Source organism: Pleionea sp. WD8-19, assembly GCF_055326765.1.
Genome location: NZ_JBUZOU010000004.1, coordinates 302,569 through 316,786, shown reverse-complemented (window position 1 = coordinate 316,786; position 14,218 = coordinate 302,569). Strand labels below are relative to the sequence as shown.

General features: G+C 44.2%; 9 protein-coding genes and 1 pseudogene. 5 read left to right on the top strand and 5 right to left on the bottom strand.

The features are described 5' to 3' along the window. Window positions 1–3: 3 nt before the first annotated feature. Entirely contained in the window at window positions 4–1,299 is a 1,296-nt protein-coding gene (locus tag ACTUJY_RS07265; RefSeq protein ID WP_463615404.1) for a threonine/serine exporter family protein, read from the bottom strand. Between the two features lie 207 nt (window positions 1,300–1,506). On the opposite strand from ACTUJY_RS07265, the gene ACTUJY_RS07260 reads away from it, so the two are divergent. Next, window positions 1,507–5,922: a two-component regulator propeller domain-containing protein gene (locus tag ACTUJY_RS07260; protein ID WP_463615403.1), complete on the top strand. Its 4,416-nt coding sequence runs from the start codon at window positions 1,507–1,509 to the stop codon at window positions 5,920–5,922. 199 nt (window positions 5,923–6,121) lie between these two features. On the opposite strand, the gene ACTUJY_RS07255 is transcribed toward ACTUJY_RS07260, so the two are convergent. Further along, window positions 6,122–6,652 (bottom strand): tetratricopeptide repeat protein, encoded by a 531-nt coding sequence (locus ACTUJY_RS07255; RefSeq protein WP_463615402.1) that lies wholly within the window; start codon window positions 6,650–6,652, stop codon window positions 6,122–6,124. Window positions 6,653–6,965: 313 nt separating this feature from the next. Between ACTUJY_RS07255 and ACTUJY_RS07250 the strand changes: the two genes are divergently transcribed. Then, a complete protein-coding gene (locus ACTUJY_RS07250; protein WP_463615401.1) occupies window positions 6,966–7,613 on the top strand; it encodes a Crp/Fnr family transcriptional regulator in 648 nt (215 codons plus the stop codon). Window positions 7,614–7,730: 117 nt separating this feature from the next. Here the strand turns inward: ACTUJY_RS07250 and ACTUJY_RS07245 are convergent, their stop codons facing one another. Beyond that, window positions 7,731–8,450 carry a HisA/HisF-related TIM barrel protein gene (locus ACTUJY_RS07245; RefSeq protein WP_463615400.1) on the bottom strand — a complete coding sequence of 240 codons (720 nt, stop codon included), beginning with the start codon at window positions 8,448–8,450 and terminating at the stop codon, window positions 7,731–7,733. A gap of 217 nt (window positions 8,451–8,667) precedes the next feature. Here ACTUJY_RS07245 and ACTUJY_RS07240 point away from each other — a divergent pair, with 217 nt between their 5' ends. Both ACTUJY_RS07240 and ACTUJY_RS07235 read left to right on the top strand, forming a co-directional pair. Next, the gene (locus ACTUJY_RS07240; protein ID WP_463615399.1) at window positions 8,668–8,958 is read left to right on the top strand and encodes a hypothetical protein; all 291 of its coding nucleotides are present in this window, start codon (window positions 8,668–8,670) and stop codon (window positions 8,956–8,958) included. A gap of 112 nt (window positions 8,959–9,070) precedes the next feature. Beyond that, complete coding sequence (locus ACTUJY_RS07235; RefSeq protein ID WP_463615398.1) at window positions 9,071–11,365, top strand: TonB-dependent receptor; 2,295 nt, start codon at window positions 9,071–9,073, stop codon at window positions 11,363–11,365. A gap of 70 nt (window positions 11,366–11,435) precedes the next feature. On the opposite strand, the gene rarD is transcribed toward ACTUJY_RS07235, so the two are convergent. Further along, the gene (gene rarD, locus ACTUJY_RS07230) at window positions 11,436–12,332 is read right to left on the bottom strand and encodes an EamA family transporter RarD (RefSeq protein ID WP_463615397.1); all 897 of its coding nucleotides are present in this window, start codon (window positions 12,330–12,332) and stop codon (window positions 11,436–11,438) included. Between the two features lie 40 nt (window positions 12,333–12,372). Beyond that, complete coding sequence (locus ACTUJY_RS07225) at window positions 12,373–12,828, bottom strand: thioesterase family protein (protein WP_463615396.1); 456 nt, start codon at window positions 12,826–12,828, stop codon at window positions 12,373–12,375. A gap of 239 nt (window positions 12,829–13,067) precedes the next feature. On the opposite strand from ACTUJY_RS07225, the pseudogene ACTUJY_RS07220 reads away from it, so the two are divergent. Further along, a pseudogene (locus ACTUJY_RS07220) lies at window positions 13,068–14,218 on the top strand (hypothetical protein); the annotation flags it as partial.

Below are 14,218 nucleotides of genomic sequence, written 5' to 3'. Positions count from 1 at the left end.
CCCTTATAAATCCGTTTCCAGTTCATGCAAGGTTTTTGCTTTCGGCAAAGTCACTAAAGACGAAATTAATAAGCCTGCCACCAACGAAATACCGACCAAGCTCATATTAAATGCGGTATCAAGACCTCTTACAACATCGTGCTCCACCAAAGCCGTTAAGCTTTTAAAACCGACTGAGCCAGGAACCAGAATAATAAAGCCAGGCACCACTAAAGTCGCACCGGGAACACCGGTAAAGCGCGACACCAGATTCGCGCAAACGCCTACCGCAATGGCACCGGAAAATGCAGTCATTGCATTATTGAAATAGAGCGACGCGTATTTCACAGAAGCATAAGCGACCAAGCCACCCAATATCACCCAACCGGTATCTTTCACACGCGCTTGAAATAAGATCACCAAGGCCGAAGAACCAATAATCACAGCTACCCAGTCACTCCATACGGGTAAAGGGTGAATCAACTTGTGCTCGATACCAGACGTGAGCGAAAGGATACCCGCCAAATGATTACCAATCACCATGCCAAACGCCATCAGAATAAATACCGTACCGGCTCCAAACAAGCGAGCCGTGCCCGACATCAGGTTTTGAGTTGCCAGCTCAGCCATAGCAATCGTAAGCGTTAATCCGGGCAGCAAAATAATCAAACCAGAAACAATGGAAATATAAACTTCTGTGCCGGGCAGAAAGTGCGCTGTCGCGTAAGCAACCAGAGTTGACACCATGGCAGCCGTAGCCGGTAATAAATGCGCTAACAAAGAATGGTGCAGTGAAACCAAAGTTAATAATCCCAGTGCCGTACCAGCGGTTAACGAGCCAATGAGCTCATTCACGCCGCCACCAAATAATCGACAAACGGCTGCAGATACCAACGCAAAACCCAACACCACCAGCCACTTTGCGTATTGGGGTTTCGCATTATTGACCTGCTTTAGTGCATCAGCGCCTCGGGCTGTTGTCATTTCACCACGCATGACTTGATGTGCAATTTCACTGACCCGTCTTAGCTTTTCCAAGTGAATTTCTCCAGGTGCTACCCGGATAACAAAGGTTTGAATATCTTTTTCACGCATTAATGTCAGCATAATGCTGGTAGGCTGCGACAAACATTGCAAACCAAAACCCAGCTTAGCTGCACAGGCGGTCAATGTGGTTTCTAACTCATACGCAGGTACACCATAAGTATGTAACGCTTTTGCCAGTCTTAATAAAAAACCGACAGGTTGGTGTCGGTCAGGAACATTGGGAACATCATCTAACGATCGTTCATCCATTGATGCCTGTGGCATTTGCGCCATAACATTCTCCGGTGCAGTAAAATTGCCGTTTCATTGTGAATAGAATCAGTTAAACTATGATCACAATGATGATTTGGTTAGAGCGTATTTATTAACTGTTGGTTGACTAGGCAATTAATAAACCTAATTCACTCGTAATAGCATAATTTTAGTCATAACTTTAACCATTCACCAATCAACCAAAATAGAATAACGTAACCTCTGTGCATGAATTACAGATTTTTCCTCACCAATCCGTTCAACAAACCACTGATCCGAACACTGTTTGGACTCGTACTGGTTTGCGGCTTGATTGTGCAGAACAGCGCAGCCAACAGCGGCACAGAACAACTCAGTTTTAACCACATCACCAGCGCCGAAGGATTACCGCAAAATACAATATCAGCGATGCTGCAAGATCAACATGGCTTTTTGTGGATAGGTACTCACGATGGACTGCACCGCTACGACGGTTATGAATTTACATCGTTTAAAAATGATTCACGAGATCCCAACTCCATTTCCAGCAATGTGATCACCGCACTATTGGAAGATAACGCGGGTAATATCTGGGTTGGAACGGCGCAAAATGGACTGAATAAGTTAAACCCGGAAAGTGGTCACTTCACACGATTCATAGCTTCACCTAACAATTTCAATAGCATCAGCCACAACCACATCACTGCGCTTTATCTGGATAACAATCAACATTTGTGGATCGGTACTTACAACGGACTTAATCTTTATATTCCTGAACGCAACGAGTTTTTTCACTTTTTTAATAATCCACTCGATCAGCAGTCGATTCCAGAAGGCAATGTCACGTCAATCGTCAGCGATGGCAAAGCCAACTTATACGTGGCTACCACCAATATGTTGAGCTGGTTTGATACCGAGCAACAAATATTTTTTCGCTACGACTCTGTCGACGCACCCGGACGCATTAACGCGCTTTATCTGGATGAAGATCATTCGCTTTGGGTAGGCACACAACTCGATGGCTTATATCATCTCCCCAAAGACGGCCGAAACTTCAGTCAGTTTTCACACAACACATCGGATATTCGATCACTGAGCTCAAATAACGTCAAAGCCATACTACGTGACTCGCTTGGTAATTTATGGATTGGTACAGAACTCGGAGGGTTGAATTTAAAACCACGCGCCAGTAACGACTTTATAAACTTCCAGAAAAATTCAGCGGACATCCATAGCTTGTCCATTAACGATATCTGGACGCTACTGGAAGACGACAGTGGCCAGATCTGGATAGGAACCGCTGGTGGAGGTTTAAATAAAACCAGTCCTTATTTTCAAAATTTTTCTCGGCTTCAACATTCACCGTTCAATTCCGATTCATTGTCGCATAATTTCGTCTGGAATATAGAACAAGACAAACAAGGTTTTATCTGGTTTGCCACATTGAACGGTATTGATCGCTACGATCCACAAACACGTCGTTATCAACATTTTACCCATTTTTTTGATCAAGAAGGGCGTCAAGTCAGCAATCGGATCACCACGTTAACGCTGGATGAGCAGGGCAATGTATGGTTTGGTAATCAACAAGGGCAGGTGGCTCGATTTAATCCTGAAAAATCACCCATGCATGTCAAAACCATTAACCGCGATCGATTTTCACACGGCAACTTCAGCAACAGTCGAATACGATTACTGAAACGCGATCGCATGAATAATATTTGGGTCGCTACCGATGAAGGATTGGTACGAATCGATCATCTGAGTGGCAACATCATTGAAGACTTTCGTAATGCCAACGTTGGTCAACTAGGCACCTCTGCCGTTTATACGATGTTCCAAGACGATCAAGGCATCATGTGGTTTGGTACTTGGGACAGCGGTTTGCAACGTTACGATCCTGAATTTCGTCAAACCATTAATTTTAAGAATAATCCGGAGCAGTCGCTTTCGCTGAGTGATAACACGGTGCGTTCCATTTATCAGGACGATCAAGGCAATTTGTGGATAGGGACTTACAACGGTCTCAATTTGCTTAAACAACAAAACCGCATCAAAGGCGAATTTAAATTTCACTCGTTTTATGAATCCGATGGTTTGCCAAATAACTCCATTTACGGAATTACCAGCGACGATTCCGGTCATCTTTGGCTCAGCACTAACCGTGGCTTGAGTCGGTTTGATCCAGCCAATAGTGAGTTTCGAAACTTTACCAGCGTTGATGGCTTACCTGCCGATGAATTTAATGGCAACGCGGTTTTAAAGGCCGTTAATGGTTTACTCTATTTTGGTAGCGTATCAGGCGTTGCCGTAATCAACCCTAAAGGCATTACGGCCAGTCAATATCAACCCAAACCAGTAGTGACGCAATTGCAAATTAATGGTGAGCCCTACTTTAACAATCACAACTGGCACCCCTTAAAAAAACTGGAACTCGCACATTATCAGAATAATTTCAGTATCAAGTTCAGTGCGCTCGACTTGCAAATTCCACAGCGCGTTTCTTACGCTTATCGCTTACTACCTTATGATAAAGAATGGCGAACCATCACCGGTAAAAATGAAGTGCAATACGGGAACTTGAGTTCAGGTGATTATCGATTCCAATTAAAATCGACCAACAGTGACGGTATTTGGTTCGATCAACAACAAGAACTCTTGCTCACCATTCACCCTCCAGTATGGGCAACCTGGTGGGCTTATACGCTTTACCTATTGGCCGTGCTTTCCATTTTTGGATGGTATATTCACAACCACGCTAAAAAACTTCGCGAACAACAGGAATTGAACGAACACCTGCGCCGCATCGATAAATTAAAAGATGAATTTCTAGCGAACACTTCGCACGAACTGCGTACACCGCTGAATGGCATTATCGGAATCGCAGAATCATTGCGCGAAGGAATTGCCGGCCCCTTAAACGACAAAGCACAAAATCATTTAAATTTAATCATCGACAGCGGTAAACGACTGGCGCATCAAGTCAATGAAATTCTCGACTTTAAAAAGTTACGTCATCACGGTTTACTGTTGAATAAGGGCACCGTAGACTTACGAGTCGCCGCTAAAGTAGTAATTAACTTGTTGAAGCCATTGGCAGAAGAAAAACAATTACAAATCACTAATTCACTGCCACAATTTTTGCCGCCCCTTCTTGCCGACGAAAATCGACTGCGCCAAATTTTGTATAACCTACTCGGTAATGCGATTAAATACACCGAACAAGGATTCGTCGAGTTAACCGCACGAGTCGTCGAAAATCATATCGAAATTTGTGTTAAAGACAGCGGGGTAGGGATCCCACAAAACAAACAAAAAGTTATTTTTCAACCCTTCGAACAACTCGAAGCCAGCGGCAAAAATCTGAAAAGTGGAACCGGACTAGGTCTTGCTGTTACACGACAATTGATCGAGTTACACGGTGGATCCATCTGGTTGGATTCGTCACCCGGTAGCGGTTCCTGCTTTTACTTTACCTTACCGGTTGCAGGCGATGGCCAACTGCTCAATGAGCAAGTGATCCTGGACGAGCCGAAACCGGTTGCTCCAAAGTTGGCCGTAAACAAGAAACCAGAAAAGCAAAAACTCTCATTGGCACACGATCGTCCCCATATACTCGTTGTTGATGACGACGCCTTAAACCGCCAAGTGTTAAACGACTTTTTATTAATGCGCAATTATCGCGTCAGCGAAGCAGTAGACGGTATTCAAGCACTGGATATTCTTGCAGAACAAAGCTTCGACTTAATCATTCTTGACATAATGATGCCCAAAATGTCGGGCTTTGAGGTGTCTGAAAAAATTCGAGAAAAGTACAGTCTATTAGAACTGCCCATTTTACTGCTTTCAGCCAAAAATCAACCCGAAGACATTGATACAGGGCTTGCCGTTGGCGCCAACGACTATGTCAGCAAGCCTGTTGATCGCAAAGTACTGATGGCCCGAGTTTCCAATTTATTGATGCTTCGCGAAGTTTACCGTTCACAACAGGAACGCGCACAATTGCGCGCTATGGAACAAACGTGTGATCATTTGAGCCGATACTTCCCCCGTCCATTAGTGGAAAAAATTCTCGAGGGAGAAGAAGTAAACGATATTCAACCGGAACGTCGCTGCATTACCGTACTGTTTGCTGACTTAGTCGGCTTTACGGAGTTCTCTGATCGTTTCGAACCAGAAGCCGTTACCGACGTACTCAATGAATTTTTGTCTCAAATGAGTCGAATTGTTGCCGAGCATCACGGACTGTTAAACGAAGTGCTTGGCGATGGTTTGGTGATTTTATTTGGCGCGCTGGAACATCTCGATAAAGAATCGCAAGCGTTACGCGCCGTACATCTGGCGAAAGAAATGCAGCAGATCATTGTAAAACTGTCTGAAAAATGGCGTGCTACAGGGTTAGAACAAAACTTGAGTTTGCGAATAGGTATTCATCAATCTTATGTTACATTGGGCAACTTCGGTTCACAGGAAATGATTGTGTTTCGTGCGGTTGGTAGTGGTGTCAATCTTGCAGCACGTATTCAGTCTTTATGTAGCCCTGGAGAAGTCATGGTCAGTTACCCCATCTTTGCACAAACAGAAGTAGAATACGATTTTAAAGAATTTGATGACGTGCAATTTAAAGGATTTAACCACAGCCATAAAATTTATCGGCTTTTGTGATGTTCTAAGTTCTAAGTTCTAAGTTCTAAGTTCTAAGTTCTAAGTTCTAAGTTCTAAGTTCTAAGTTCTAAGTTCTAAGTTCTAAGTTCTAAGTTCTAACAAAGGATGTTTTCAGCGAACCTGCGAGGCAACTTTATTTCTAATTTTCTTATCACTTATCACTTATCACTTATCACTTAGTGCTTAGTGCTTAGTGCTTTCAACCCAACTCAGGAAGTTTAGCCAGTCGATAATTTTTATCTTTAATAATTTTGCGATATTCGACGATCCAGTCTTTCGCCTGTTGAACATCCTGCTCACTAAGTAATGCTTGTAAATTCTGCAATGAATTTTGCGCATTTCGTTTGACACTTTTTGCAACCGGACTGGTATTTTCTGCAGCGATGGTAAACCAAACAGAAGCCATCATCTTGCTTTCTTCGACACCGCTACCACGATAATAAAGCACACCAAGATTGTATTGAGCCCCAGCATGATTGCGAACCGCAGCTTGGAAATAATAATCCACGGCTTTAGCCAGGTTTTGCCGAATGGAAGTGTCTTCTGGAGGGGCAAGATAGAGATTACCTAATAAAAATTGGGCATTAGGATCACCCAACTCCGCTTGGTGTTTTAAATGCCCAAGCTGAGTAAAGTATATTGAAGTACCACCTTGTCGATAGCTGCTGCTACCGGCAAGTGCGATTCCGCAATATAAAAAAATCAGTATAATAAATAATCTAATCGCCATAAAAAGGCTATACTTCTATTCAAACATCCAGTCAGGGATAGGTTTGTCGTGTAATCACTACACAGATTTCCTCGCAATAATGCGAGAGTGAGCGCAACAAGTCAAAACTGTTCTCAGGTTTAAGTGTATGCCCTGGAACCAAGTTGATAATACAATAATCAATCTATACTAATAATTTTGGATCTGTAACAATTGGTACTATTCACACTTGCGCTGAAGACTGACTGATAGTCTCCTATAGTCATTCGTTGTTGAGCAAAAGGTCGCAAGTGTGAGCATGTTAATAGCCAGTCGAAATCAGAGCAGATATTTTATGGAATTAATCGAATTTCCAATCTTCAACGACTTGGACCCTGATATCGTACGCGACATCAGCCAAAAACTGCACTATCGACAGTTTCCCAAGAAAACACAGATAGTGGTCGAAGGCGATCCGTCTCACAGTATGTATTTTATCTTGGAAGGACGCGTCAAAGTATACCTTGATGATGATTCTGGCAAAGAGATAGTGGTAAATATTCACGAAAAAGGTCAATTTTTTGGTGAATTAGGCTTAATTGAAGGCATACCACGTACAGCATCCGTCATTACCATGGATGATACGCGCCTTGGAATCCTTAACGAACAGGACTTTCAAGCGTTAATGATGAAGTACCCTCAATTTTCCATGAAAATGATGCACAACCTGGTAACACGACTGCGTGAAGCTACCGAAACCATTCGTCGGCTGGGTCTAATGGACGTGTATCGTCGAATTGTCGTCACTTTTTTGAATATGGCAGAAGAAGTGGATGGCAAGTGGATGATTCCGGAAAAACTGACACAACAAAATATTGCCAGCCGAGTGGGTGCGTCACGCGAAATGGTGGCTCGAATTTTAAAAGACTTGCGTACAGGTAATTACATCACCATGGACGATGGCTATATTGTAATCAATAAGTCACTGCCGCATTCTTGGTAAATATTTTAATTCGGTTGATTAAACGCCAACTCGAGATATAAACCGTTGGTTAAATAAAGCGGATGAATGTTTCATCCGCTATAGCGTCCAAAACTTCTTATTCCAAATCAGAGAACGTTAGTTCAACATGGACATGGCTTCGGTATAACTGAAAGCACCATCAAACAATGGTTTTCCCATTGTCACACCGTACAACCGATTAAAGTTAGGGGCCGATAAACTCAACAAATCATGCCGTGAAATCACGCCACCGTGAGCGATCACCGGTAAATTAATTTTCGCCGCCAGCTCTGCCGCTGCCATCAGGTTATGCCCATTAACGTGACCGGTTTCTGGAATTTCCGTAAACATCAATGCGGCAACACCTTCATCTTCCAGAGCTTCTATCCACTGTTCAAAATTCATTTCCGGTGCAGGGCAATAACCGTTTTGCCACAACGTAGCTCGTACATCCATGCCAACTATAATATTTTCGCCCATTTCCACCAGAATTAACTCGACTTTGTCCTGTTGGCGTAGCATACGTCCACCAACCGTAACCCAGTCAGCCCCAGTGTCGAGCCATATCTGTATATCTTCCGAACAACACACACCGCCTGAAATTTGGATTTTTATGTTACTAAATTGCTTTTTCAAGTTACTAACCAAAGACAAATGCTCAGGTTGTCGATTGCGAATTGCATCAACATCAACCAGCTGGATTTGACTGGCGCCTTGTTCGACCAACTGAGCAAAGACATCCACAGGATCATCCATTACCACTTTGTGTTTGGCCGCTTCAGTTTGGGTATGAACACAGCGCCCGGATTGCACTTCAATCACAGGAATCGCTAACATCAAGAAACCCCAACGCTTTGGTGTTTTTATTACTGCTGATTCATTATTTTTCAGAGTTCGTGCCTTACTTTTAACAGAACCCTTGTTTCAATAATAGTCACTTTTCATAAAAATTGCGTTAGCAAAATCTGCTCACACTTTCGCAATTAACTTTGATTGAACTATTGCCTTTGCGATGACAAAATATGCGTCGACTGATAATCATTGATTAATTTCTATGAAACTTAATCGTAAGTCCTTGTTTACAGGGTTATTCATTGCTAGTTGGGCCATCGCTCAACTTGCGGTGATTGATCATGTCTACTCAACGGACCATACGATAGATACCGTTTGTGAGTGGTGTAGCAGTCACAGTAATACAACCGATCCCATTGCAACTGCCCCAGCATCCAAGTTTCCTTGTGCAACACAGCTCATTCCCCATCGCTTTGTCGCTGTCTCATCCATTCTTTCAACTCAGCGATTTGCTCGACCTCTCAGTCGAGGTCCACCGGTTCTTTCTGCGTAAAACCCTTACTTCACCAACGACTTGTATGACAAGAGTAACGATTGTCATGCCGATTTAACTTCGGAACCGCATTGCAAGCGGCATCCGACTCGTTCAATAAGCAGGATTTACCATGAAAGCAAAACATATGGCGGCCGTTATCGGCACTTTACTTATCGGCCAAGGCTGGGCCGCGCAATACTCAGCGAAACTGGTCGGGCACGATAATCAACCACTAACCAACACACTGATCAAAGTTCGCGAAACGAATACAACCGCTCGTACCGATAGCTCTGGGCGTTTTCAGCTACAACTCGATCAGGGTGCTTACACACTGGATATCGAAGCCGGTAACTCGGGCCACTTTCATCAACGCATAGAAGTTACCAATGACGGCTCACTGAATATCATCCATCTTGATGTCAACCACGAAAGAAAAATCGTCATCACAGCGAATCCATTAGAGCACACCAAACTGGATATGGCGGCACCAGCAATCGTCTTATCCGGTGAAGAGCTGACACTAAAACGCGCATCAACGCTTGGCGATATTTTGGAACTTGAGCCGGGCATGAGTATGTCTTCATTTGGTCCTGCCGTTGCCAGGCCAGTTATACGAGGGTTATCTGGTGGTCGAGTATTAATGACCAACAACCAGATGACCGTTCAGGATGCTTCCACCACCAGCGTCGATCACGATGTATCGATTGAACCCTTACTGGCTGAGCAAATAGAAGTTTTGAAAGGCCCGGCCACCTTACTTTATGGCAGTGGTGCCATCGGAGGTGTGGTCAACGTCACCGATAAACGATTCAATCCAAATGGCGCACTGGAAACCAGCGGCGGTTTAGAACTTCGGTTGGGCGACGCAGCAACAGGAGAGCAATCCTGGGTAGGGGTACTCGATGGCGGTACTGCTAATTTCGCCTGGCATCTCAACGTATTTGATAGCCAAACCGATGATCTCGAAATTCCCGGAGCGGCCGAATCCCACTTCCTACACGAAGCAGAAGAGCACGATGAACATGAAGAAGATGAAGAAGTCACTGGCCTGCTAGAGAACAGTCACTCGGAAAGTCAGGGCGGCACTCTGGGAGCAACCTGGAATGGAGACTGGGGTTATTTCGGCCTCGCCGCCAATCGAGTCGAAAAACGGTATGGAGTCCCTGGTCACCATCACGAAGAAGAAGCGCATGAAGAGGAACAAGATGAGCACCACGACGCTGGTGTTTTTATCGATCTTGAGCAGACTCGATTCGATTTACAGGCGGGCCTAACTCAGCCTTTTCGTAATATCGACGAATGGTTTATTGGCTTGTCCAATACCGACTATCAGCATCGCGAGTTGGAAGGTGATGAAGTGGGTACCCTGTTTGATAATCAGGCAATAGAAGTACGCAGTTATTTGAAACACGAAAGCTTTGACCAGTGGAACGGGATCATCGGCTTACAATACAATCAACGCGACTTTTCAGCCATTGGAGAGGAAGCTTTCGTACCTCAGTCCGATGTTGATAGTGCGGCCTTGTTCATGGTTGAAGAAAAACGCTTTAACCAACTTAAACTGGAACTCGGAACTCGATTGGAACACCACACTATGCGCGTCGAAGGTTTTGGTAAGCGTAGCGAAAGCCTCTTAAGTTTATCGATTGGCTCAGTCATAGATCTCACTGAAACCGAAAAATTTGCTATCAACTTTTCACACGCTGAGCGCATGCCCAGCGTAGAAGAACTTTATTCTTTTGGTGAACACGCCGCGACGCAAACCTTCGAAGTCGGCAACCCTAATCTGGATAAAGAAGTCTCTCATAACCTGGATGTTTCATTTCGTTTTGGCAACGGTCATCTGCGTGGAGAAATCAATGGCTACTGGAATCGCTTCCACGACTTTATTTATGGTGCGGTTACCGAAAACACAGGAACTCTGATCGATCTGCAAGGGCAACTTCAAGTGATTGAAGAAGCGATACCAGTAATCACTTATCGACAAGACAATGCCGATATTCGCGGTATTGAGATCCAACTGCATTGGCCTTTGCTTGATAGCCAGGATTACGATTTGGAACTGGGCGTGTTGGCCGATTTTATCGAAGCCGAACTGTCAAACGGCTCCTACGTTCCTCGAATTCCGCCGTTAAAGTACGGCCTGAGTCTGCGTTTTGACCGCTCGGAAATCAGCGCTGATTTAAGCTGGACACATTACAATGAACAAACACATATTGGTCAGGGTGAATTGCCCACGGAAGGATTTGATATGCTAAATCTTGAGTTGGCTTACCGCTTAAACAGCGAACACAGTGACGCCTTGATATTTCTGCGCGGGAAAAACTTACTGGATGAAGAAGCACGCGATCATGCATCCTTCCTGAAAGATCTAGCACCGCGCGCAGGCAAAAGTTTTATGGTGGGAGTGCGCTACAGCTTTTAGTACAAACACGAACAGTAAACGCGATCATAAAAGCCGGGATTCATCCCAATGGAATCCCGGTTTACACTCTTTAACCTGATAAACCCATTTGTTTACGAAAACGCCGCAACATCGAATCCAATAAGTAAATCGCCAACGCTAACCAAATTAACCCAAAAGTTATGGCTTTTTGCCAACCAAAAGGCTCGTGATACACCAGCACGGCCAACAAAAACGTCAACGTCGGTGCAATGAATTGCAAAAAACCAATCGCATATAAAGGTAAGCGACGTGCACCGATAGCAAACAAGATCAGCGGAACCGAAGTTACTAAACCTCCGGCCGCTAAAGTAAGATCCGTCGCTAAACCGTCATTCAAAAATGAAGCCTGCCCTACCCATATCCAGTAAACAATAAATCCGAAAGCAACGGGAAAAGCAATCAAAGTTTCCATCAACATACCGTTCATAGAATCCACAGGTGTTTGCTTACGGATCAATCCATAAAGCCCAAAAGTCAACGCCAATGCCAAACTTAACCAGGGTACCTCACCCAACAAAAGTATTTGATTAAACACTCCCAGCGCTGTGATACCAATGGCAATCCATTGCATCGCCGACATACGCTCTTTCAAAATCAACACACCGAGTAACACCGACAACAATGGATTGATAAAGTAACCGAGGCTGGTATCCAACACACGATCATTAACTACCGCCCAAGTAAAAAGAAACCAGTTGTTCGAAACCAAAAGCGTACTGCCAACCAGCGCCCAGCGTAATCGCTGGTTTTGCCAAATCGCATTTATTGCTACAGGCTGCTTCATAAACCACATGATTAATAATACGGTGGGAACACACCAAGCAATCCGGTGCATCAAAATTTCCATCGCACCAACATGTGATAAAAGTTTGAAATATATTGGGATTAAACCCCACAAAATATAGGCAGCGATCGCTGCACTATAACCTTCACGTTGTTGTGTCATAATTAAAAGAGATTTTTGAAACCGTTTAAAATGAAAAATACTACCCGATCAAATAGGTACCCGTACCCAGCGCAATCAAGGTTTTCTGCTCGTTATGCAACTCCATCCGAACTACGGCAACCTTATTGCCCGTGCGTAAAATTCGCGCAGATGCTTCAAAAGCTTCGCCTCGACCAGGTCGTACATAATCGATACGAATATCAATAGTGCCCAGTCTGGAAAGTTTGTCCAATAACTCTTGAGGATGAGACTCAGGATTTTTTGCCATTAACCCGATGGCAGCCATCGTCCCACCGGCAACATCAATAGCACTGGCAATCACACCGCCATGCAAAATACCTTGAATATAATTGCCTACCAGTTCCGGCTTATTATTAAACGACACTTTACAACAGTCACGATTCAGCTCGGTAAACTTCAACCCCAACAGTTTATTGAAAGGAATTTTCTCACCAAAAGTATCCGCCAGTTGTTTGATTAATTCTGGGTTGGGCATAGGCATCAGCCTCCGAAAAAAGATGAAGGTAGTCGTGTTGCAAAAAACATCATTGTAATGCATTTTAAAGATGTACGACCGGTTGCCACGGTAAAAATCGGTAACTATCTCACTTAATCTCACACCCGGTTTGCTCTCGGTCGCAAATACTCTAATTAGCAAGCCATTTATCCGTAACTACTTGACAATAGTAGATTTTTTCCCTAAGAATCATAGTGTAGATAACAAAGCTGGATATTATGCGCATTATTAAAACAGGCAAACGAAGCCTGAAAAAACCTCAACCCAAACCTTCGGCTCAGCAAAAGCTTAACGAGAGCTCGCATGAGGCAGTGATCGCGCTTGAAGAAGTACCATCGAAGCCAGAAGACGATCAACCAATAAATACAACCGTCGAAGTCAACAATCAGGCCGAGCTTGACGATCCAATTGAGTCCGAGGATTTCATTGAGCCTATACCTGAAAACACAGCCACAGAAAGTGCGACTCCGTCGTTAAAAACCAGCCTGATTTTAGAAGCAACCAGAGCCGGATTTGAGGAACCACAGCAGATTTCACCAACGATTAAAACGGAACAACCGACTCCTACGGAGCAGCCTGTAGAAGAAGAATCTGTTGCAACTGAAAATGTGATAGAAGAATCGGTTGAAGACGCAGAAGACGCAGAAGACGCAGAAGACGTAGAAGACGTAGAAGACGTAGAAGACGTAGAAGACGTAGAAGACGTAGAAGACGTAGAAGACGTAGAAGACGTAGAAGACGTAGAAGACAATGAAACACTAGTGACTGAGTCGCAGCAAGATTCAAAATCAGAATCACTTTCCGAAGTCGATGAGCATGACGATAAAGAATTCAATGACATAGAACTCGATAAAGCGCCTCTCGAAGCTGAAGACCTAAATGATTCATTCATTAACGATTTAGAAGCACACACTCCTGAAGAAATACCGGAAACCGCTCCCGAAGAGACTCCTCAGCAAACACCCGAAGAAATACCGGAACAGGCACCACCGGAACTGCCTGATGAACCACCCGAAGCGCTTCCAATAGAACCAGAGCAAACAGACTATGATGCTCCCGAAACTAACAACGCACCTGCCGCACTAGAGATCGGAGAAGCAAAAACAGAAACAGAAACAGAAACAGAAACAGAAACAAGCGATTATGCTTCGAGCAATGAACATGTCCAAGCAAAATTTTCAGCTACACCAATCGAAGCAAATGAAAGTCACTCAGTAGATGCAGCAACTGATTCTGCCGAGAAATTGGCGGAAGAAACGGCGGAAGAAACGGCGGAAGAAACGGCGGAAGAAACGGCGGAAGAAACGGCGGAAGAAACGGCGGAAGAAACGGCGGAAGAAACGGCGGAAGAAACGGCGGAAGAAACGGC

Coding starts and splice junctions, on each gene's coding strand:
- ACTUJY_RS07265 (WP_463615404.1), bottom strand. CDS start 1,299: ATGGCGCAAATGCCACAGGCATCAATGGATGAACGATCGTTAGATGAT.
- ACTUJY_RS07250 (WP_463615401.1), top strand. CDS start 6,966: ATGGAATTAATCGAATTTCCAATCTTCAACGACTTGGACCCTGATATC.
- ACTUJY_RS07260 (WP_463615403.1), top strand. CDS start 1,507: ATGAATTACAGATTTTTCCTCACCAATCCGTTCAACAAACCACTGATC.
- ACTUJY_RS07225 (WP_463615396.1), bottom strand. CDS start 12,828: ATGCCCAACCCAGAATTAATCAAACAACTGGCGGATACTTTTGGTGAG.
- ACTUJY_RS07255 (WP_463615402.1), bottom strand. CDS start 6,652: ATGGCGATTAGATTATTTATTATACTGATTTTTTTATATTGCGGAATC.
- rarD (WP_463615397.1), bottom strand. CDS start 12,332: ATGACACAACAACGTGAAGGTTATAGTGCAGCGATCGCTGCCTATATT.
- ACTUJY_RS07245 (WP_463615400.1), bottom strand. CDS start 8,450: ATGTTAGCGATTCCTGTGATTGAAGTGCAATCCGGGCGCTGTGTTCAT.
- ACTUJY_RS07240 (WP_463615399.1), top strand. CDS start 8,668: ATGAAACTTAATCGTAAGTCCTTGTTTACAGGGTTATTCATTGCTAGT.
- ACTUJY_RS07235 (WP_463615398.1), top strand. CDS start 9,071: ATGAAAGCAAAACATATGGCGGCCGTTATCGGCACTTTACTTATCGGC.